Raw genomic sequence first — 22220 nt, 5'->3', positions numbered from 1 at the left:
CGGCGTTCAGGCACGGGTGATGCGCAGACCGGCCAGGTACAGCACGTCGAGCTCGGTCTTCAGGAAGAGGTCCAACGCCTCCTCGGGCCGCTCGACGATCGGCTCCCCGGGGCCGTTGAGGGAGGTGTTCATCACCACGGGCACGCCCGTCCGGCGGTGGAAGGCCGAGATCGCGGCGTGGTAGCCGCCGGCCGAGGCGTCCACGGTCTGGATCCGCGCGGTGCCGTCCACATGGGTCACGGCGGGTATCCCCGTCTGCCGCACCGTCGCGTTGAACAGCATGTACGGCGAGGGCAGCGGTACGTCCCCGAACCAGTCCGCCGCGTGCTCGGCGAGCACGGCGGGGGCGAACGGGCGCCAGCCCTCACGGTTCTTGACGCGGTTCACCCGCGGCCAGTTCTCCGCGTCCCGGGGGTCGGCCAGGATCGAGCGGTGGCCGAGCGCCCGCGGGCCGGCCTCGCTGCCGCCCTCGAACCAGGCCACCACGCGGTTGGCGACGAGGTCGTCCGCCACGCGCTCCGCCAGCGCGTCACCGGTGCCGAGGGTCTCGACCGTGATCCGGTCGCCCGCCGCGGCGACCGCCGCCGCGACGTCGTCCGCCGTGGGAGCCGTGCCGAGGTACGGCGAGGGGAAACGGCCCTCGTCGTCCGCGTCGGGGACCGGGTGATCGAGGATCGAGTGGTAGACGGCGAGCGCCGCGCCGATCGCGATGCCGCCGTCGTCACAGGCCGGCTCGACGAAGACGCGCGGGAACGGTCCGTCCTTCGCGATCTGGCTGTTCGAGGGGCAGTTGAGCGCCGTGCCGCCGGACATGCAGAGGGCGGGCACCGTCAGCCCGGCCGCGCCCAGCGAGGCGTGCAGCGTGCGCACCGCCTCCATCCGCACCTCCTCGAAGAGCTTCTGGGTGCTCGCCGCGATGTCGGCGTTCACCGGGGCGGTGGCCTGCTCCGCGTCGCCGTACGGGGCGAGGTCGTACCCCATGCGCTCGGCCTCCCGGCGGCAGTGCCGCAGCCAGGCGGTCGTGACGTCCATCGGGAACCGCTCCCGCAGGTCGGCGTGGTTGCCCAGGAAGCGGGACGAGTAGAAGCGGGGGCGGCCGTACGCGGCCAGGCCCATCAGCTTCCCGGCCGGTCCCACCAGCCCCAGCCCCAGCGCCGCGCCGACCCTGTCGTACAGGCCGCCCAGGCCCAGGTGGTGCGGGGCGAGCGGGTACAGCGCCTGCTCCCGGCCCAGGTAGAACATGCCGCTGTGGTAGCTCTCGCCCTCGGCGTAGCCGTCGTGGGTGAACACCGCGGCCTCCCGGAAGCCGGAGGCGTAGTACACGCTTCCCGCGTGGGCGAGGTGGTGGTGCACCGCGTACCCGGGGACCGTGACCCCGTCGAGGGACACCCGCACCGGCAGGTGGAAGCCGTACCGATGGCGTTCCTCGGGCGCCACGGGCGTGGCCGCGAGTTCCGTGAGACCACGGGTGCCCGCCCACTCCGGCACGGTGACGTAGTCGTCGACCCAGGGCGTGACCGGCACGTCCGCCCGCTCCTGGACGGCGTGCTCGGGGTACAGGCGCGCGTAGGAGCGGCCCAGCCACGTCGCCGACATGTCGGGGTCGTAGAGGAAGTCGAGCAGGGTCCCCCCGCCCCGCCGTTCCGCCGCCCCGGGCTCCTCCTCCAGCAGCGTGCAGGGCCGTCCGAACGTGTCGCCCGGCTCGTAGGTGACGGACAGCGCCGCCGGGTCGTCGACGATCAGCTCCACCCCCTGGGTGGAGCAGACCGCGACCGCGTCCAGGTCCTCGGCCCGGACCCCGGCGTCGGCGAGCGCACGGCGCACGGTGGCCACGTCGAGGGTGGCGGCGTGCTTGACCCGCGTGTGCCGCTCACGCAGCACGTAGGAGACGACGGCCCCGTCACGGAGGACGGAGACGGCCGCGTCATGGCCGAAGTGAAGACCTAGGACGATCATCGAATCTCCAAGTGCTGCGCCCCGACGGGCGCGTCGATCGGTCTGCGAGGTGGGGTTGCCCGGGGACGCGGTCACATCAAGGTCAGTCCGCCGCCGCCGAGCCAGGTGTCGAGGGGCTCCCGCGCCGAGATCTCGGACGGCGGGTGGAAGGCGAGGCCCCGGCTCGCGGCCAGGGTGTCGACACCCTCCGCGCTCGTCACGAACGGCATGCCGCCCGCGAGTTCCAGGGCCCGGTCGGTGGCCTCCGCGATGACCCGCTGGGCGGTGTAGCGGACGAGCAGGGCCCGGCCGAGCAGATCGTCGTCGCACCGCTGCTCGTCCACGTCCCGGGCCACCGCCTCCAGGGCGGCGCACACCGTCTCCAGCGGTGCCAGAGCGGCCACCCGGTCGCCCGGGGTGCCGCGCTTCGCGGTGTACAGCCGCTCCACCTGGCCGGTGGCGACGCCCAGGTAGGACGCGGTGACGAGCAGCTGGAACCAGAGGAGGTTGGAGGTGAAGCGGCCGGGCGAGAGCGCCGGGTCACCGACCGGGATGATCATCGAGTCCGGTACGAACACCCCGTCGAGGACCACCGCGTCGGTCTGGGTGGCGCGCAGCACCCGGTTGCGCCAGAACGGCTCACGCCGGATCCCGGGCCCGTCCGCCGGGATCACCAGCACCAGCAGCCGGCCCTCCTGTCCGGTACCGGCGGGTGCGGTCGCCGTCATGGAGAGCAGGCCCATGGAGCGGGTGAGGGAGCACGGGCGTTTGGTGCCCGACACCGTCAGCCCCCCGTCGGCCGCGGTGACCTGGATGCCGGGTGTGAACAGGCTCCGGCCCACCTGTCCCTCCGCGCCGCAGGAGGCGACGAGATGGCGCTTCTCCGCGATCTCCCGGAGCACCCCGTCGGCGTCCGCGCCGAGCGAGCGGGCCAGCCAGGCGACCTTGTAGTGGTGCATGGTCGTCGCGACGGCCAGCGCCGGTGCCCGCGCGCCGACCGCCCGCTGGAGCCGTACGCCGTCGCGGCAGCCGAGCCCGGCGCCCCCGAGCTCCCGGGGGACGAACAGGTTGCCGCCGCCGGCCCGGCGGAACTCCTCGATCACGTCGCCGTCCGGGTCCTCGGCGCCGGTGATCCCCAGCTCGGCGAGCCACTCGTCGAAGCCGGGCAGATGGGCGTCGAGCAGGGCGCGCTCCACGGACAGGGGCCTCATCCCCGTGCTCCTCTCGGGCGGTCGGCGGCGGTGGGGGCCTCGGAGCACAGCGCGCCGATCCGCCGGGCCAGCCGGGAAGCGGCCGTCCCCCGCACCACCGAGAAGTGGTCCTCGTCGACGGTGAGTACGGGGCCGGGGTCCGCCACGACCTCGTCGAGCGGCAGCAGCCCCGGGAAGGTGTGGCGCGCGGTCCGCCCGGCGCGGATCAGCAGCCACGGCTCCACCGGTGGCCCGGCCGGTGCGCCCGGCTTCCAGGGCACCGGCGTATGGCGCTCCAGCATCTCCGAGTTGTTGCGGTACACGGCGAACAGCCGCGCCAGCTCGGCCGGTTCCAGGGTGCGTCCCATCAGCCCCGAGGCGGACAGGGCGTCGTGGGCGGCGAGCAGCCGCTCCTCGTCGGACAGGTCCGTGCCCGTGTCCGGGAGATGTGCGCCGAGGTCGCTCCGGCCGAGCAGGTCGCCGAAGAACCCCGCCAGCCGGACCTCGACCGGGGGCGTGCAGCCGTCCGGGCGTCCGACGAAGGAGTCGATCGTGGTCAGGGAGGCCACCGGCCGCCCCTCCTGCTCCAGGAGCACCGCCGTGTGCAGGGCCACGGTCCCTCCCAGGGACCAGCCCACCAGGTGCAGCGGACCGTCGGGAAGCCGCTCGACGAGCGTCTGCGCGTAGTGCTTCGCCATGGCATCGAGGCTGCTCGCGGGCTCCTCGGCGCCGTGCAGCCCGGCGGCCCGCAGCCCGTGCAGCGAGATCCGCGCGGCGAGGTCCGGGTCGGCCGTCAGGGCGGACACGGCCTCCTCGTAGCAGAGGACGTCACCACCGACCGGGTGGACGAACACCACGTGCTGGTCACCGCTGCCGCCGAATCCGACCAGCGGTCCGGTGTCGTCGGCCCGCGTTCCGTCCTCCGCGGCGGTGAGCAGGGCCGCCTGGGCGCGTACGGTCCGGTTCTGGAAGAGCGAGGCCAGCGGAAGCCGCCGGCCGAAGACCGCCTCGATGCCGCGGAACAGCCGTACGGCGGTCAGCGAGCTGCCGCCCAGCGCGAAGAAGTCGTCGGTGACGCCGCTCGCGGCCGGGCCCAGGAGCTCCTGCCACAGGCCGAGCAGCCGGGCCTCCACCGGGGACGCGGGGCTCCGGGCGGGCCCGCCCGCCGCGTCCGGCGTGCCGGGTTCCCCGGTGCCGCGCGCCGTGGAGGCGAGCAGGCCGAGGAGCGCAGTGCGGTCCACCTTGCCGTTGCCGCTCAGCGGGAGTCCGGGCACCTCGACGACCGCGGCGGGCACCATGTACGGGGGCAGGGTGGCGCCGAGCTCCTGCCGCAGCGCCGCTCCGTCGGGAGCGGCCCGGGCCGTGTCCGGCGAGGCGTCGGGCGCGTCCCGGGTGATGAAGGCGGCGAGGTACGGCTGGCCGTGAGCGGTGTCGACCAGCGCGACGGCGGAGCGGATCCCGGCGCAGCCGGTCAGCCTTGCCTCGATCTCGCCCAGTTCGACCCGGTAGCCGTTGATCTTGACCTGGTGGTCGGCCCGTCCGAGGAACTCCAGGATGCCGCCCGGCCGGTAGCGGGCACGGTCGCCCGTCCTGTACAGCCGCTCACCGGTCACGGGGTGCCGCAGGAACGACGCGGCCGTGCGCGCGGGCTCGCCGAGGTAGCCGGTGGCCACGCCGGCGCCACCGATGTAGAGGTCACCGGGCACCCAGGCCGGGACGTCGGCCAGGCTCCGGTCCAGGACGTGCATCGTCTGGTTGGCCAGGGGAGTCCCGTACGGCACGCTCTGCCAGCCGGCGGGGACGCCGTCGACGGGGTGCCAGTTCGACCAGATCGAGGCCTCGGTGGCGCCGCCCATCGCGATGACCCGGGCGCCGGGGCAGTACGTGGCCAGCCGGTCCAGCAGCGGCAGCGGCACCCAGTCACCGCTGAGCATGATCAGACGCAGCGGGGCGAGGAGTTCGCGGGCCCGCTCCCCGAGGTACTCCAGGGTCAGGGCGAGCAGCGCGGGGACCGAGTTCCACACGGTCACGCCGTGGCGCCGCACGCTCTCGCCCCAGGCCTGCGGGTCCGGCACGGCGCTCTCCGGCGGGCACACCACGGTCCCGCCGCAGCCGAGCACGGCGAACTGGTCGAAGACCGACAGGTCGAAGGCGAGCGAGGAGACCGCGAGCACCTTGTCGGCGGCCGTCAGGGCGAACCGCCCGGTGAGGTCGAGCAGGGTGTTGACGGCCGCCCGGTGGGAGATGACCACACCCTTGGGGGTGCCGGTCGACCCTGAGGTGTAGATGACGTACGCACTCCGGTCGAGCCCGCCGCCCGCCGGCTCCGGCGAGGTCTCCGCGGTACCCGGGGACCCGGACACGGGCCCGCCGGGGGAGTCGAGGACGACCGCGCCGGGGGAGGGGCCGAGGACGACCGCGGGCACTCCGTCGGGGAGCTCGCCGGGTGTCCCGAGCCCCGCCCCGGTCACCAGCGCCCGGGCGCCGCTGTGCGCCAGCACCGTACGGACCCGTGCCTCGGGCCAGCTCGGATCGATCGGTACGTACGCCCCGCCGGCGCGCAGCACCGCGAGGACGGCCACCGACTGCCACCGGCCCCGGGGCACCCGCACGCCGACCAGCTCGGGCCGGTCCGGGGTCCGGCCGATGCCCAGCTCCCGCAGGCGGCCGGCGAGCGCGGCCGAGGCCGCGTCGAGTCCGGCCCGGCTCAGCGTGCCCTCGGCGTCGCGCACGGCGGCGGAGTCCGGCGCGGTGCGGCACGAGCGCAGGGCGAAGGAGTGCAGCTCGCCGGTGGGCAGGGGCGTCGCGGTGGCGTTGGCCCGGAGGCGGTCGGCCAGCTGGGCGGCCGGCAGCGGGGCCGGGGCGCTCCCGCCCCACTCCTCCGCGGCGTCGGCCAGCGCCCGCAGCCGTTCGCCGTGGTAGGCCGCCAACTCCTCGATCAGACCGGGCGGATAGGCGCTCTCGGCGTAGTCGAGGTTGCAGACCAGCTCTCCGCCCTCCTCGTACACCTGGTGGTCGAGGAGGATCTGCGGCGTGCTGATCGAGCTGTGCACCAACTCGGCCCCGGGCAGCGGCAGCAGGAAGCCGCCGGGGGCGCCGTCGACCAGATCGAGTCCGCTGGTGAAGACCACGGGGGCCGGGCTGCCCGTTCCCGGCCGACTGCTCTGCAGCGACCGGCTCACCTCCACGCCGGAGACCTCCAGCGCGGAGAGGTCCGCGTAGAGGCCGCTCTGCAGCCGGCGGCACCGGTCGGCGAAGGAGAGGCCCGGCTCGTCGGGGCCGTAGCCGATGAGCACGGTGGTGCTGGCGTTGCCCCAGACGCGCGGGAGCTCCGGGTGGCTGCCGGGGCGGTGCGAGGCGAGGACGGTGACGGCGCCCGCCGCGCCGTCGGACCACCGGTGCAGGGCCTCCACGAACAGGGTGAACAGGGCGCTCCCCGCCGGGAGTCCGGAGGCCGCGGCGTGCGCCCGGAAGCGGGCCCAGGACACGGTGTCGAGGCGGGTGGACAGGCGGCGCAGCGGGGCGCCCGGGCGGGGCCCGGCGGTGGGCTCCTCCGCGGCCTCGGCGGCGGGCGCGGCGGCCGGCCGGGCCGGAAGGGCGGGGGGTGCCGGGAGCAGGGCGGCCCTGCGCTCCCAGTAGCGCAGGGCGGAGTGGTGCGCACCGGTCGCGCGACGCTCCTCCAGTCCCCGTACGTAGTCACGGAAGGAGAGGCTCAGCGTGTCCGGGAGGTAGGCCGGTTCGACACAACATCGGGCCAGCTCGGTGAAGAACAACTGGGTGGTGACGCCGTCGAAGGCGATCAGCCGCAGGGCGATCTGGAGCCGGGCGGTGCCGTCGGGCAGCAGGACGTGGCGGAGGAGGAAGGGGCGTCCCTCGGCGTACGGCGGCAGGTCGTCCGTGAGGCGTTCGCGCAGCGCCAGGAGTCCGGCCCGTGCCTGCTCGTCGGAGAGGGCGGTCAGGTCGTGCCGGTCGACCAGCGAGGGCTCCCCGCCGCTCTCCGGGACCGGCAGGATCCGCTGGGTGCCGTCGCCGGCCACCGCGAGCCGCAGCGCCCCGTGGGCCCGGCGGAGCAGGGTCAGGGCCGTCTGCAGGGTGTCCGCGTCCGGGAGGGATCCGGCGGTGAAGGCGTACTCGTGCACGAACACGGCGGGCGCCGGGTGGTCGTAGAAGTCCTGCTCACCGATGAGGTAGGCCTGTTGCAGGTCGGTCAGGGAGAAGGCGGCGCCGGCGGAGCCGGGGTCGGACGTGAACTGCCAGGCGTCCTCGGAGGAGCCCGCGGCGTCCCGGCCGTCCGGACCGGCCTCCGTCCCGCGCAGCAGCTCGATCAGCTCGTCGCGGCAGGCGCGCACCGATCTGCGGAGTTCCTCGGTGAGCGCGCCGGGCGGAGCGGAATAGCGGAGCGCTCCGTCCTCCAGGTGCAGGACGAGTCCGGCGGCGTACAGCTTGTCGCGGACAGCCGCTGCCGCGGAGAGGGGTGAGCCCGGCATGATTCGTCTCCATAAACCGTCGAGGGAACGCTTGAATACTGGTGCGCCGAGAGGGTCCTGTACAGGTTCGGAGGGTGTCCGTATGCGGCCACGTCCTCTGCCGGAATGTGCGTCCTTTTCGACCCGGCCACCGTGTTCGGTGACCGTGCTAGCATCCCGCCATGTCGATCATCGAATTCAATGGAATGCGGGTCCGGCATCCGGAACCCGACGACCAGGCCCGTGTTTTGCGGGTGCTCGACCGGTGGTGGGGAGAGTTCGAGGGAAGCACGGGAAGTGTCCAGCGGGCGCTTCTCCTGCCCCGCCTTTACTTTCAGCATTTCACCACGGGGAGTTTCCTCGTGGAGCGGGACGGAGAATTGGTCGGATTCCTCATCGGCTTCCTGTCTCAGACGCGAATGGACGAGAGTTACATTCATTTCGTCGGGGTCGCTCCCGAGGAGCAGCGCAGTGGGCTCGGCGCATTCCTCTACCAGCACTTCTTCGCCTACAGCAGGGACCACGGACGCAGCGTGGTGCGCGCGATCACGTCCGCCGCGAACGAGGGGTCGTTCGCCTTCCACACCCGTATGGGATTCACCGCCGAGGCGGGTCCCGGGGAACTCGACGGGCGGCCCGTCCAGCCCGACTACGACGGGCCCGGCCTCGACCGGGTCTCCTTCGTCCGCTCCCTCTGAGGTCAGCCCCGCGGATCGGTGCGGACCATGCCGAGGATCGCGGTGTCGTGGCGGACGCCCTTCACGTCCTCGTAGGCGCGCAGCACTCCTTCCGGGACGAAGCCGGCCGCTTCCATGGCCCGGCGGCCCCGGGTGTTGCCGCTGAGGCAGAGGGCCGCGATCCGCAGCAGACCCAGCTCGCGGAAGCCCCACCCCGTCAGGAGGGCCATCGCCCGGCGGCCGACGCCCCGGCCGCGTGCGTCGGCCGCCAGCCAGATGCCGAGTTCCGCCCGCCGCTGCGGCAGGTCGAGGTCGTGCAGCCCGACCCAGCCGAGCACCCGGGTGCCGTCCGCCCGGTCGGTGACGATCAGGTCGACGGTGCCGGCCGCGTCCTGGGCCGCCATCCAGTCGGCGGCGTGCCCGGCGGTGAAGGGGGAGGGGAACGGCGTCCAGCGCGCCACCTCCGGATCGTCACCGGCCCGGGCCACGGCCGGCGCGTCCGCGGCCCGCACGGGCCGCAACCACACCACGCCGTCGGTCAGTTCGGAGGGCGGGGAGGGGACGCGGGCCGGTGCCGCGGCACGGTCGGGAGCCATCTGGAGTTCCTGCCTTCGACGGGGCGAGCCGCTGCCTGAGGGACTGCAGCGCCCATCCAACGGAGCGGCCGGGCCGGTGTCCATGCCCGGCCGCTGACCGGGACCGGCCAGTGCCGCGATCGGACAACCCCGCGCTGGGGCTCCGTGCCGCGATCGGGCAACCCCGCGCGGGGCCCGTGGCCGCGATCGGACAACCCCGCACGCGGGCTCCGTGCCGTCCCGCCTCACAGCTCCGTGGGGCCGCCCGGGGACGTCTCGACGAGAGCCAGCGTGGCGGCCCTGACCCCTGCCTCGAACCGGCTCCGGGCGCCGATCTTCTCCAGGATCACGGTGGTCATCCGGCGCAGGGTACGGGTGGAGATCCCCAGGGCGCGGGCCACGGAGGCGTCGGTGTACCCGGCGGCCAGCATGCGCAGCACGGCCCTCTCCCGGTCCGACAGATCCACCTCCTGCACGGCGCTCTCCCCCTTGGGGATGGCCCTCCCGTGCAGCCAGCAGTGTTCGAAGACCTGGCGCAGCAGCCAGCAGATCTCCTCCCCCCGGATCTCCAGCGCGGACACCTGTGAGCCGGCGGAGGGGGCCGAGACGTACGCGAGCACCCCGTCGACGAGGATCAGCCGGAAGGGCAGCGCCGGGGTCAGCCGGACCTGGCACCCGGAGTCCTCCAGCGCCTCCAGGTGCGCCCTCGCGCGCGGCACCTTGTTCATGGCCTCCAGGTGCAGGGACCGCATGGTGACGCCCCGTTCGAGCGCCGCGCGGTTGCGGTCCATGCTGCCCTCCAGCACGGTCCGCGGCAGCGGCGTGCCCGGATGCATGCTGAGGATCTCCTGCTGCGCGGTCACCGAGACCCCGTTCAGCGCGGTGGCTATGCGCTCCTGGCCGGTGAGCAGCCCGACCCGGGTGTCGGTGTCGGCCTGTGCCTGGAGCCGCATCATCTTCGAGCCGAGCGCGGCGAGCGTGGAGCGCCTCTCGTGCACGGAGGCCATCCAGTTCCTGGCGCCCTCCTCCTCCATCGCGAGCAGCCTGGCGACGGCGATCGCCGGTTCGACCGCCATGGGACGCGCGGGCTTCCCGCGCGGCATGTGCAGCAGCCCTGCCTCCAGCAGCGAGTGCTGGGCCAGCTCCAGGTCGATCTGGGAGAACCCGAGACTGCGCCGGGCGCCCTCCGGCGTCCAGTCGGGATCGTCGAGCATGAAGCGGAAGAGCTCCTGCGCCTTCCCCTGTGCGTCCATCTGCCCGTGTCCCCCAACGATCCGTGTCGCGCTGCCCCTTGCATGGTAATGAGCAGCACGTCCTTGCCGGTACTGGTCCAACATCCGGGCCCGGCGCGCCCTCGTGAGTGGTTTCGCCAGGACGTTCCACGACACCCCGCGCGGCCCCGGTCCGGGCTGTCCGGTTGGGGCCAAGTCACGGGGTGGCCAGCGCGAGCCCCTGTGACCCGGTCCCCCGCCGTGACAGCTTGAGCCGGGCCGGTGCGGTGGGGGCGGGGCCACACGGCCCCGCCACACGGCCCACGGCATCCCCCGGGCGGCAGCGGTGCACCGCCCGGCTCCACCGTCCTCACGCGTCGGACCCAGGCCGCCCCGGATCCGCCGCACGGTTCGCAGCGCTGCGGGCCCACCCCTTTCAGAGCCCGCCGCGGTGCTGGGTTCCCCAGACCACTTCCCCAGACCACCCCGCCGGTGACCCGGGCGTCAGAAGAGGAGTAACCAGTGCCAGATGTCCAGAGCTTCGCCATGCCGATGACCGAGTCGGCGGACCTCGTGGTGGACGGCGGCAGGACCACGCGATCCGGCGCGGCACACGAGGTGGTCGTGCCGGGCGACAAGTCGGTGAGCCACCGGGCGCTGCTCGCGGCCCTGCTGCCCGGCGCGCCCGCGACCCTCACGGTGCGGGGCGCCAACCCGGGTGGCGCGGTGCGCGCCCTGCTCCCCGCGATGCGCGCCCTCGGCCTGGGCGTCGGGACGGAGGGCGACGCGCTCGTGGTCCGGCAGCCCGTGACGCCCCGGCCGCAGTCCGTACGGCCGCATCCGGACGTGGACGTCTGGCCGGAGGGCGTTCCGTACCTGCACACCGAGGGGTCGAGTGCCGCCGCACGCCTGCTGATCGGCGTGCTCGCCGGAACGGGCACGCACGCCGTCGTCGACGGGGACGAGGTGCTGCGGCACCGGCCCATGGACTGGCTGGTGGACCCGCTGACCGAGCTCGGCGCGGACCTCACGTATCTGGGCGAGCCCGGCAGGCTGCCGGTGCGGATCGCCGGCCCGGTCGACCGCCCGGGCACGGTCGACCTGCGCGTCGGCAGCGCGCAGGCACGCTCGGCCGTGGTGCTCGCCGCGGTGGCGGCCGGGCTGCCGGTGACGGTGCGGCACCCGGTCAGATCACGGGACCACACCGAGCGGATGCTCACGGCGTTCGGCACGGGGCTGACGGGGACGGAGCGCGAAGTCGTCTGCGACGGGGGCGGATTCACCGTGCCCGAGGTCATCGACATCCCGTCCGACCCGTCCCTCGCGGCCTACCCCGTCGCGGCCCATCTGCTCTGGGGCGACGGCGGCACGCTCCGGGTGCCGCGGGTCTGCCTCAACCCGACCCGGCTCGGCTTCTTCGACGTGCTGCGCGCGGCCGGGGCGGACATCTCCTACGAGGACCGGGGCACCACCGCCGGCGGCGAGCCGGTCGGCACCGTCGTCGCGCGCGGCGGTCTGGACGCGGTGACCTCCGTGCGGGTCGACAGCCCGGCCCTCCTGCACGCGCTGATCGACGAGGTCCCCCTGCTCGCCGCGGTCGCCGCCACCCTCCCCGGTGACTCGTGGATCGGCTGCGCCGAGGAGCTGCGGTTCAAGGAGACCGACCGGCTGGCCACCACGGCCCGGATGGCCGAGGCGTTCGGAGCCACCGTCGACGTGGCCGACGACGGCCTCCTGGTCCGGGGCGGCTCCACACTCGGCGCCGGCCTCGTGCCCGGCTTCGAGGACCACCGGATCGCCATGGCGGCCGCGACCCTCGCGATGGTCCTGCCCGGCCGCACCACGGTCTCCGGCGGCGCCTGCCACCGCACGTCGTTCCCCGACTTCGCCGGTGTGCAGCGTGCCGTCGGCGCCAGGATCTGCGAGGACAGCAACCGATGACGGAAGTGAAGGCCCAGGCCCCCGAGGCACGTTCCACCGGCACCGTGCTCGGACCCGAGTTCGCCACGGGCAGCGGCCCCTGGCTCTACACCGAGGACGGCACCGCCTGGTTCGACGGCACGTCGGGCAGCGGCGCGGCCACCCTCGGCCACCAGCACCCCGCCGTCACGGCGGCCGCCGCCCGGCAGCTCGGACGGCTCACCCACACCGGCTGCAAGCTGGGTTCCGACGCGCGCACCCGGATGGTCTCCGCCATCGGCCGGATCAGCCCGTACGAGGACCCGGCCGTCCTTCCCACCACGACGGGCGCCGAGGCGGTCGAGTCCGCGCTGAAGATCGCCCGGGCCTTCACCGGGCACCGCGCGGTGGTCGCCTTCCGGCACGGCTACCACGGCAAGACCGCGGGGGCGCTCGCCCTGACCTGGCGTGCCGAGTTCAAGGCCTACAGCGGCCGGACGGCCGGCCCCGTGGTGCGCGCCGAGCTGCCCGACCCGCGCCGGCCGCACCCGGACGACGCCCGGGACTTCGCGGCCGCCCTGTCCGCCGCGCTCGACGAGGCCGACCTGCTGGGCGGGACGGCCGCGGTCGTCCTGGAGCCGGTCCAGGTCACCGAGGGCGTCCTGGCGGTGGCGCCGGACCTGCTCGACGAGATCGCCCGGCAGGCGCACCGCCGGGGCGCGCTGCTCGTCCTGGACGAGATCTACACGGGCCTGGGCCGCGCCGGGCGGATGTTCGCCGCCGAGACGATGACCGAACAGCCCGACCTGACCCTGCTCGGCAAGACGCTGGGAAACGGCTTCCCGGTGGCGGCGGTCGTGGGTGAGCGGCACGTGGTCGACGCCCTGCCCGCCGGTGTGCAGACCTCCACCTTCTCGGGCCACCCGGTCTCCTGCGCGGCGGCCGCCGCCGTGCTCGACACCGTGGTCGGGACCGACCTGCCGGCCCGGTCGCGCGCCCTCGGCGCCCGGCTCCTCGCCGACCTGGGCGCCCTGGCCGACCGCCACCCGTGGATCGACTCCGTCCGCACCGCGGGCGCGCTCGCCGCCTTCGACTGCGTACGGGACGGAGTGCCGGACCCCGCGCGTGCCCGCGCGGTGCTGCGGGCGGCCCTGGACGGGCGGCTGCTGCTGTTCGGAGGCGGCCCGGAAGGCGCCAGCGTCAAGATCGTCCCGCCCGTGCTGCTCGACGAGGCGGCGTACCGACACCTGATGGACGGCCTGTCGGCCGCGATCGCCGAGGCCGACTCCTGTAGTGAGGAATCCCTGTGACGTTCCAGCAACTGCAGAAGGACGTACTCGACCTCGACCTCTGTACCGTGTGCGGGGCCTGTCAGCTCGTCTGCCCGGAAGCGGTCATCGGCTTCGACGGGCTCGCCCCGGTGCTCACCGCCGCGTCCTGGACGGACACGGACTGCGGTGACTGCGGCGAGTGCCTCGACGTCTGTCCCGGCGCCGACCCCGCCACCCCCGCCTCCGAGGAGAGGCTGTTCGGCCGGAGGCGGACCCCCGAGGAGCGCTGGACCGGTGTCTTCTCCGAAGTGGTCGCCGGGTACTCGCTCGACCCCGCGGTCTTCGAGGCGTCCGCCAGCGGCGGCACCCTCACCGCGCTCCTGCAGACCGCGATGGCCGCGCTCGACGTGGACGTCGTGCTCTCCATGGGCCGGGACCCGGACGAGCCGTGGCGGGCGGCCCCCGCGCTGGTGCGGGACCCGGCCCAGCTGACCGAGACCGCCCAGTCCACCTACCAACTGGCGCCCTACCTGGGCGCGTTGCGCCAGGTGATGGAGGAGGAGCCGGACGCCCGGGTCGCGATGACCGGCGTGGCCTGCCACATCCAGGCGCTGCGCAAGCTCCAGGCGATGGACACCCCGGCGGGCCGCTGGGCCCGCGACCACGTGGTGCTGGCGATCGAACCCGCCTGCTCCTCCAGCACCCGGCCCGAGGGCACCGCCGCCGTGATCCGCGACCGGGCCGAGGTGCCCCTGGAGTCCGTGGTCCGGCTGCGCTACCGGGAAGGCGAGTACCCGGGCGACATCAGGATCCGTACGGACGACGGGGCGGAGCACCAGGTCGCCTTCTGGCAGGCCGTCAGGGACTTCGCGGGCAACAAGACCTACCGGTGCCTCTCCTGCGGCGACTGGATGTCGGGCCTGGCCGACGTGAGCGTCAGCGACGGCGACCCCAACATCTTCGCCGCGAGCGTGGGCGGCGGCGAACAGGTCAAGCACGGGCGGGTGTTCATCCGTACGGCGGCCGGCGCCGAAGCCGTCGCCGAGGGCCGGGCCCGTGGCCTGCTCACCCACAGCCCCGTGGAGCTCGCGGGCCTCAACCTCGGACTGGAGCGCAAGCGCAACCGCCGTGCCTCGTACGAGAGATCGGGCAAGCCCACCCCGATGGGCCCCATACCCGGCTTCCGCGAGGACCTGGAGATCGTCCCCGACGAGCGCTGGATCGCCGCCCCCACGACCACGGAGGAGCAGCGATGACGGCCCCGCCCGCCGCCCGTGTGCTGCGCACCCGGCGCCTGGTCGCCGGGGGTGCCCCGCTCCCCGTGCTGGAGGAGGCCGACTGCCCCGCGCCCGGCCCCGGTGAGCTGCGCGTCCGTGCCGCCTACAGTCTGGTCAGCCCGGGCACCGAACTGCACTACCTGGACCGCTCCGCGCGCACCGGCGAACGGTTCCCGCTCGGCTACTGCTCCGCCGGCGTCGTCGAGGCCGTCGGCCCCGACGCGCCCGGCTTCGCCCCCGGTGACCGGGTCATCGCGATGGGCTGGGGCGAAGCCGTGCACGCCGGGGTGATCACCGCCGGGTACCGGCTCTGCCGGAAGGTCCCGGACGGGCTCGCGCTCGCGGACGCCGTCGTGGCCAATCTGGCCGCCACCGCCGTCCACGCTGTCGACCGTGCCGGGCTCGCCCCCGGCGACGAGGTCGCCGTGGTCGGGGCGGGCGTCGTCGGGCAGCTCGTCGCGCAGACCGCCGCCGCCCGCGGCAACCGGGTCACCCTCCTCGACCTGCGCCAGGACCGGCTGAGGGAGGCCGCGGCGCTCGGCCTCGACGTCGCCGAGGCGGCCCCGTTCCTGGCCGGCACCCGCACCTCGGCCGAGGGCGGCCGCTGTGTGCTGCTCTGCGGCACCGGCGACGCCGACGAGACCGTCGCCGCGGCGGCCCGCTGGGCGGGCCGGGCCCCCGGACGGCCCCGGCTGGTCGGGGTCGGGCGGTTCGCCGCCCGGGTCGAGTTCAGCGTCGAGCTGGGCAACCTGGACATCCGGTACGCGGCCCGCTGCGGCGCCGGCTACCGCGACGCCGCGTACGCGCGCGGCCGCGCCGACGTCACGGCGCCGGACGGCGAGGGCACCGTCACCGAGAACCTCCAGCGGGCCCTGGACCTGATCGTCTCGGGCGGCATCCGGCCGGCCGCGATGCGCCTGCCGTGCTTCCCGCTGGACCGCGCCGGCGAGGCCTACGCCCAGCTGCGCGCGAGGCCCGCGTACCCCGCGGTGCTCTTCTCCCACCGCACCGGCGACCGACCCGAGGAGCACCACGCACCGTGACCACCGCCCTCCCGTCCGGCGCCCCGGACACCGGACACCGACCGTTCCCCGCCGCCGAGCGGGCCGGGACCCTGGTCCACCGCTTCCTGGAGACCGCCGCCGCGCACCCCGGCCGGGAGGCGGTCGTCACCCCCGCGACCCGGTGGACGTACCGGGAGACCGAACGGCTGTCCGCCCGGGTGGCCGCCGGGCTCGTCGCCGCCGGCCTGCGCCCGGGCGAGCGGGTCGCCCTGCTGTTCTCGCACGGCGCCGAGATGATCGCCACGCTCCTCGGCGTGCTGCGGGCCGGCCTGTCGTACGTGCCGCTGGACGCCGCCTACCCCGAACCGCGGCTCGCCTTCATGGCCGAGGACTCCGGGGCCCGTGCCCTCGTCACCGTCCGGGGGAGCCTGCCGTCGGCCACGGCGCTCGCCCAGGGCCGGCCCGTGCTCGCGTACGAGGACCTGGTGCGCCACGACGCCGACCCGGAGGTGCGGGCGACGCCGGACGGCGAGGCCTACGTGCTCTACACCTCGGGCTCCACCGGCCGCCCCAAGCCCGTGGCCCAGGTGCACCGCAACGTGCTGCACCACACCCGGGTCTGGACCGACGGCCTCCGGATCGGGCCCGGGGACCGGCTGACCCTGCAGTCCGCGTACAGCTGGGACTCCGCCGTCCAGGACACCTTCGCCGCCCTGCTCAACGGCGCCGCCCTGTACCCCGTGGACCTCAAATCGCTCGGGGTGGGCGGACTGCTGGAGTGGATGGCGCGGGAGAGCCTCACCGTCTACCACTCGACCCTGCCCGTCTTCCGTGCCCTCGTCCGGGCCATGGAGTCGCGCGGCACCGCCCTCCCGGCGATGCGCCTGCTCGCCCTCGGCGGCGACACCCTGCACCTCAGCGACCTCGACGCCCACCGGCGTGCCTTCGGGCCGCACTGCCAGGTCGCGGGCGCCTACGGCTCCACCGAGTGCTCGTGCGCGCTGCTGCGGGTGGAGGACCCCGGCTACCGTCCGCCGACCGGCGTCTTCCCCCTCGGCCTCCCGGTGGTGGGGACCACGGTCCGCCTCCAGGACGCCGAGGGCGGGACGGTCGAGGGGCCCGGCGAGGGCGAGATCGTCGTCGTCAGCCCCTACCTGGCGCCCGGGGCCGTCGCCGCGGACCTGTCGTACCGCACCGGTGACCTCGCGCGGCGGCTCGCCGACGGCACCCTGCTGCTCATCGGGCGGGTGGACTTCCAGGTCAAGATCTCCGGCATCCGGGTCGAGACCGGTGAGGTGGAGAGCGCGCTCAAGGGGCTGCCGCAGATCCGCGAGGCCGTCGTCATGCCCTACACCGACCGGCTCGGTGAACGCCAGCTGGCCGCCCACCTGGTGGCCGGACCCGGTCCCCGGCCCCGGGCCGCCGCGTTGCGGGCGGCGCTCCGCGGCATCCTCCCCGACCACGCGGTACCCACCGCCTACGTCCTGCTCGACGAGCTGCCGCTGACCGCGAACCACAAGATCGACCGGATGGCGCTCCCCGACCCGCTGACGGTGGCTCCGGCCGCCGAGGACACGGGCCCGGGTCCCGCCGGCTCCCTCGAACGCGCCGTCGCCGCCGCCTGGCACGAGGTGCTCGGCACCACGGGCGCCGGCCCCGACGACAACTTCTTCGACCTCGGGGGCACCTCGCTGCGCATGGCGGCCGTGCACGAACGGCTGACCCGGACCATCGCCCCCGGACTGCGGATGACCGACCTCTACCGGGCGCCGACCATCCGGAGCCTGATCCGGCTGATCCGGCGGGCCGCCGGCCCCTCGGGGCCCGGCGCCGAGGGACCGGGCACCACCGGGCCCGGCACCGAGGACGCCGCCGGCGGCACGGCACGCGGCGCCCGCCGCCGCACGGCCCGCCGCCCGCGCCGCCCCGGGACCGGCGCCCCTCACTCCCCGACACTCCCGCCTCCCGGCGGGGACCGAACCATGGCCCCTGGAGGGACCCGTGACTGATCGCGCGTACGACGACGCAGCCCTGGACGGCCGGATCGCCGTCGTGGGCCTGGACTGCCGACTGCCGGGGGCCCGTGACCACGCGGAGTTCTGGCGCAATCTGCTGGCCGGCACCGAGCAGGTCGCCGACGTGGACGAGGACGTGCTGAGCGCCGCCGGGGTCCCTCCGGAATCGGTCGCCGACCCCCGCTACGTGCGCCGCGCCTCGACGGTCGAGGGCGCCGACCTGTTCGACGCGTCGTTCTTCTACCTCAGCGCCCGTGAGGCCGAGCGGATGGACCCGCAGCTGCGGATGTTCCTGCAGTGCTCCTGGGCCGCCCTGGAGCACAGCGGTCACGACTCGGAGCAGTACCCCGGCCGCATCGGTGTCTTCGCCGGCGCGCTCAGCAGCACGTACCTCCTGAACAACGTGCTCACGGGGGAGAAGGGCTTCAAGGGGTCGATCCGGCGGATGCGCCAGGACCTGCCCACGCTGATGGGGAACGACCCCAACTACCTGGCCACCAGGGTCTCCTACCACCTCAACCTCACGGGCCCCAGCATCTCGGTGCAGACGGCCTGCTCGACCTCGCTGGTCGCCGTGCACACCGCGGTCCAGAGCCTGCTGTCCCAGGAGTGCGACGTCGCGCTGGCGGGAGGCGTCGCCCTGCGCTTCCCCCAGGAGGCGGGATACCTCCACGAGGCCGACGGCATCGCCTCGGCCTCCGGCACGGTCCGGCCGTTCGACGCCGGGGCCGACGGCACCGTCTTCGGCAACGGGGCCGGCGTGGTGGTCCTCAAGCGGCTGGCCGACGCGCTCGCCGACGGTGACACCGTCTGGGCGGTGGTCCGGGGTTCCGCCGTCGGCAACGACGGGGCCGACCGGGCGGGTTACACGGCCCCCGGTGTCTCCGGACAGGCCGCCGTACTCGCCGAGGCGCTGGCCGTGGCCGACGTGGAACCCGCCGACGTCAGCTACCTGGAGGCGCACGGCACGGGCACCAGGATGGGCGACCCGATCGAGCTGTCCGCCGTGGCGCAGGCCTACGCCGCCGAAGGCGCGCAGCCGCTCACCATCGGCTCGGTCAAGGCGAACCTGGGCCATCTGAGCGTGGCCGCGGGCGTCACCGCCTTCATCAAGTGCGTCCTGATGCTGCACCACCGCACCCTCGTGCCCACCCCGCACTTCACCGGGTGGAACCCGGAGTGCGCCGTGGAGGGCACCCGCTTCCGCGTGGGCACGGCCGTCGAACCCTGGGAGGGCGGTGACGGCCCCCTGCGCTGCGCCGTCACCTCCACGGGCATGGGCGGCACCACCGCCCACGTCGTCCTGGAGGAGGCCCCGGCGAGCGGTGACCGCCCCCGCGCCCACGCCGCGCCCGTGGTGGTGCTGCCGGTCTCCGCGAAATCGCCGGCCGCGCTGCAGGCGGCGCGCACCGCGCTCGCCGACCACCTGGAGGCCACGGCTCCAGCCGAGGCGGGCCCGTCCGGCGACACCGGCCTCGACGACACCGCGTACACCCTCGCCACCGCGCGCCGCACCTTCAACTACCGGGCCGTCATCACCGCCCCGGACCGGGCCACCGCCGTACGGGCCCTGCGCAGCGCGGACCCGCGCCACACCCACCAGGACTCCGGGCAGCCCGCCGACCGGCCCGTCGTCCTGCTGTTCCCCGGCCAGGGCACCCAGCACCTTGCCATGGGCCAGGGCTGGTACGAGCACCTGCCGGTGTTCCGCGACACCCTGGACGAGTGCGCCGAGCTCCTCCTGCCCCACCTGGGGCTCGACCTGCGCGACGCGCTCCACCCCGCCCTGCGCGGTCTCGCTCCGTCCCCGGAACTAAGCCTGGACCGTACCCGGCTCACCCAGCCCGCCCTGTTCGCCGTCGAGTACGCCCTCGCCCGGCAGTGGCAGGAGTGGGGCATCCGCCCCGCCGCCCTCGTCGGGCACAGCGTCGGCGAGTACGTGGCCGCCACCCTGGCCGGGGTCTTCCGGCTCCCGGACGCCCTGCGGGTGATCGCCGAACGCGGCCGCCTGGTGGACGCGCTTCCCGGAGGTGTGATGGCCGCCGTCATGCTGCCGCCCGCCGAGCTGGCCGCCTACCTCGGCGACGACGTGGCGCTGGCCGCGGTCAACGAGCCCGCCGTGTGCACCGTCGCCGGGAGCCGGGAGGCGGTACGCGAGCTGACCGCCCGGCTCACCGCCGACGGCGTGGCCCACCGCAAGGTCACCACCTCCCACGCCTTCCACTCGCCGATGATGGACCCCGCCGTCGGCCCGCTCACCGAGCTGCTGCGCACCATCGAGCTCAGCCGCCCGCAGACGCCGTTCCTGTCCAACCGGACCGGGACCTGGATCAGGGACGAGGAGGCCACCGACCCCGCGTACTGGGGCGGCCACCTCCGCGACACCGTCCGGTTCTCCGACTGCCTCGCCACCCTTCTCGCCGACGGCGACCACGTCTTCCTCGAAGTGGGCCCCGGCCAGACCCTGGCCACCTTCACGCGCCGCCACCCGGACCGGGAGACCGGGGTGCCGGTCATCACCTCCGCGGCACGGGGCCGCGACGCCGGCGCCGACCTCACCGCGGTGCACGCCGCGCTCGGCCGGCTCTGGGCGGCCGGCCTGACGGTGGACTGGGCGGGCTTCCACTCAGGCCGCGGCAGCGGCCGGGTGCCGCTGCCCACCTACCCCTTCGAGGGCACCCGGTACTGGATCGAGCCCGGCCCGGACACCCTGACCGCCGGGACCGGCCGGAGCACCGTCGCCCCGGGCGGGAAGCTGTCGCTGGACGAGTGGCTCTCGGCGCCCGTGTGGCGCCAGGCCGTCGGCACCCCGGACACCGCGGCCCGGCCGCTCACCGATCCAGTACTCCTCTTCGCCGACCCCGACGGCAACGCGGCGCGCCTCGCCGCGCACGCCTTCGCCGGCGAGGTGGTCACGGTGCGCGCGGGCGACGCGTACGGACGTGAGGACGACACCTGGACGGTGCGCCCCGGCTCCGAGGACGACCACAGCCGCCTCGTCGCCGACCTGCTCGCCGAGGACCGGCTGCCCGGCCACGTGGTGCACGCGTGGTCGACCGGGGCCCTCCCCCCAGAACGCGGCACCGAGCGCTTCGAGCAGGCCCAGCGGGCCGGGCTCTACAGCCTGATCGCCCTGGTGAAGGCGCTCAGCGAGCACGGCGTGACCCGCCCCGTACAGCTCGACCTGGTGAGCGCCGGAGCGTACGCGGTGAGCCCCGCCGAGCCCGAGCCGGCGTCCGAACTGGTCACGCTGGCCGTGGCCGCCCGTGTCATCGGCCAGGAGCACGGGAACATCGGCTCCCGCCACTTCGACCTGCCCGCACAGCCGGACGAGCGGTCGCTGCGCACGCTCGCCGTCGAGCTGGGCTCCTTCCGGCGTCCGGAGGTGGCCGTCACCCTGCGCGGGGCCACCCGCTGGGTCGCCGAGATGGCCCGGGTCCGCGCGGACTGGACCGCACCGGCCGAGTCCCGGCTGAAGGACGGCGGCGTCTACCTGATCACCGGCGGGCTCGGTGAGATCGGTTCCACCATCGCGGGGTGGCTGCACCGCGAGTGCGGGGCCCGGCTCGCCCTGCTGACGCGCGAGGCACTGCCCGCGCGGGGGACCTGGGACGCCTGGCTGGAGGAACACCCGCAGGACGACGAGACGGCGCTGCGGATCGGCCGGCTGCGCGCCCTGGAGGCCTCGGGGGCCACGCCGTTCCTGGTGAACGCCGACGTCGCCGACGAGGACGGACTGCGTACCGCCGTCGAGAAGGTCGAGGCCCAGTTCGGCGGGCTCGACGGAGTCGTCCACGCGGCGGGTCTGCCGAGTGAGCAGTGGGACCGCGCCATCACCGCGGCCAGTGTCGAGCAGTGCCGGTGGCACTTCGTGTCCAAGGCGCACGGCCAGATCGCCCTGGAGAAGGTCCTCGCCGACCACCCCGTCGACTTCTGCCTCATGCTGTCCTCCCTCGCCGGTGTGCTCGGCGGTCTGCGCCTGCTCGGCTACGGCGCGGCCAACCACTTCATGGACGCGGCGGCCGAACGTGCCAACCGGGGCCTGGACCGCACCGTGTGGATCAGCGCGGCCTGGGACGTGTGGCAGCACCACCAGGACGAGAAGCGGGCCCTGTCGGCCATCGGCCGCAGCATGGACGACAAGGCCATCCAGCCGGAGGAGGGCCTGGAGACCATCCGCCGCCTCCTGACGCTGCGCGACGTCTCCCATGTGGCCGTCTCCACCTGGGACATCGACTACCGGCTGGACCAGTGGGTGCGCGACGAGCGCATCGCGAAGCCGGTGGCCGGGGTCCTCGTCACCGGGACCGACGCGGACGGCGACGCCGGTGACCTCACCGACCAGGTGGCCCGCCTGGTGCGGGACGCCCTGGGCAGCGAGGACATGCCGCTCGACGGCGACATCTTCGAGTTCGGCGGCGACTCGCTGCTGATCGTCCGGCTCCTCTCGAACGTGCGCGAGCAGTTCTCCGTCGAGGTGTCGCTGGCCGACGTGCTCGGCGATCCGACCCCGCGGGCGCTCGCCGGCCTGGTCGGCGACCGCCTCCTGGCGGGCGACGAGGCCGACGACGAAGTCGCCCTGCTGGCACGGGAGCTGGACGGGCTCGACCCGGCCGAGCTCGAACGGCTGCTCGCGGCGGCGGAGACCGACCCGGCCGCGCGTCCTGCGGCCGGGACCCCTCAGGAACAGGAGCGCTGAC

At 74.7% G+C, this 22220-nt stretch carries 12 protein-coding genes; 7 read left to right on the top strand and 5 right to left on the bottom strand.

Going from position 1 to position 22220, the window contains the following annotated elements; translation table 11 throughout:
* Nucleotides 1-6: 6 nt before the first annotated feature.
* From OG488_RS10945 to OG488_RS10935, 3 genes are all read right to left on the bottom strand, one after another.
* Nucleotides 7-1956: a carbamoyltransferase C-terminal domain-containing protein gene (locus OG488_RS10945; protein ID WP_329228240.1), complete on the bottom strand. Its 1950-nt coding sequence runs from the start codon at nt 1954-1956 to the stop codon at nt 7-9.
* A 71-nt stretch (nt 1957-2027) separates the two neighbouring features.
* Nucleotides 2028-3146: an acyl-CoA dehydrogenase family protein gene (locus OG488_RS10940; RefSeq protein ID WP_329228238.1), complete on the bottom strand. Its 1119-nt coding sequence runs from the start codon at nt 3144-3146 to the stop codon at nt 2028-2030.
* Entirely contained in the window at nt 3143-7612 is a 4470-nt protein-coding gene (locus OG488_RS10935) for a non-ribosomal peptide synthetase (RefSeq protein ID WP_329228236.1), read from the bottom strand. Before OG488_RS10935 ends, OG488_RS10940 begins: the two co-directional genes overlap by 4 nt.
* Nucleotides 7613-7773: 161 nt before the next feature.
* On the opposite strand from OG488_RS10935, the gene OG488_RS10930 reads away from it, so the two are divergent.
* Nucleotides 7774-8289, top strand: a complete 516-nt coding sequence (locus tag OG488_RS10930; protein WP_329228234.1) for a GNAT family N-acetyltransferase — start codon at nt 7774-7776, stop codon at nt 8287-8289.
* Nucleotides 8290-8291: 2 nt separating this feature from the next.
* Here the strand turns inward: OG488_RS10930 and OG488_RS10925 are convergent, their stop codons facing one another.
* Together OG488_RS10925 and OG488_RS10920 are read right to left on the bottom strand one after the other, a co-directional pair.
* Nucleotides 8292-8864, bottom strand: a complete 573-nt coding sequence (locus OG488_RS10925) for a GNAT family N-acetyltransferase (RefSeq protein ID WP_329228233.1) — start codon at nt 8862-8864, stop codon at nt 8292-8294.
* Between the two features lie 224 nt (nt 8865-9088).
* On the bottom strand, nt 9089-10096 hold the full coding sequence (locus tag OG488_RS10920) for a helix-turn-helix transcriptional regulator (protein WP_329228231.1): 1008 nt from the start codon (nt 10094-10096) through the stop codon (nt 9089-9091).
* A gap of 480 nt (nt 10097-10576) precedes the next feature.
* Between OG488_RS10920 and OG488_RS10915 the strand changes: the two genes are divergently transcribed.
* Genes OG488_RS10915 through OG488_RS10890 form a run of 6 tightly spaced genes read left to right on the top strand, consistent with a single transcriptional unit; the run spans nt 10577 to nt 22219 of the window.
* The gene (locus OG488_RS10915; RefSeq protein ID WP_329228228.1) at nt 10577-11995 is read left to right on the top strand and encodes a 3-phosphoshikimate 1-carboxyvinyltransferase; all 1419 of its coding nucleotides are present in this window, start codon (nt 10577-10579) and stop codon (nt 11993-11995) included.
* Nucleotides 11992-13263 carry an aspartate aminotransferase family protein gene (locus OG488_RS10910; protein WP_329228227.1) on the top strand — a complete coding sequence of 424 codons (1272 nt, stop codon included), beginning with the start codon at nt 11992-11994 and terminating at the stop codon, nt 13261-13263. Before OG488_RS10915 ends, OG488_RS10910 begins: the two co-directional genes overlap by 4 nt.
* Nucleotides 13260-14480, top strand: coding sequence for a Coenzyme F420 hydrogenase/dehydrogenase, beta subunit C-terminal domain (locus OG488_RS10905; protein ID WP_329228225.1), 1221 nt, complete (start codon nt 13260-13262; stop codon nt 14478-14480). Before OG488_RS10910 ends, OG488_RS10905 begins: the two co-directional genes overlap by 4 nt.
* Nucleotides 14477-15544 (top strand): 3-hydroxyacyl-CoA dehydrogenase NAD-binding domain-containing protein, encoded by a 1068-nt coding sequence (locus tag OG488_RS10900; RefSeq protein WP_329228223.1) that lies wholly within the window; start codon nt 14477-14479, stop codon nt 15542-15544. The genes OG488_RS10905 and OG488_RS10900 overlap by 4 nt, the downstream gene beginning before the upstream one ends.
* The gene (locus tag OG488_RS10895; protein WP_329228221.1) at nt 15541-17514 is read left to right on the top strand and encodes a non-ribosomal peptide synthetase; all 1974 of its coding nucleotides are present in this window, start codon (nt 15541-15543) and stop codon (nt 17512-17514) included. The genes OG488_RS10900 and OG488_RS10895 overlap by 4 nt, the downstream gene beginning before the upstream one ends.
* Entirely contained in the window at nt 17507-22219 is a 4713-nt protein-coding gene (locus tag OG488_RS10890) for an SDR family oxidoreductase (protein ID WP_329228219.1), read from the top strand. Before OG488_RS10895 ends, OG488_RS10890 begins: the two co-directional genes overlap by 8 nt.
* Nucleotide 22220 lies beyond the last annotated feature (1 nt).

Source organism: Streptomyces sp. NBC_01460 (genome assembly GCF_036227405.1).
In the GTDB taxonomy this organism is placed as follows: domain Bacteria; phylum Actinomycetota; class Actinomycetes; order Streptomycetales; family Streptomycetaceae; genus Streptomyces.
Note: the sequence above shows the minus strand (reverse complement) of the source record. Positions and strands in the feature narration are given on the sequence as shown.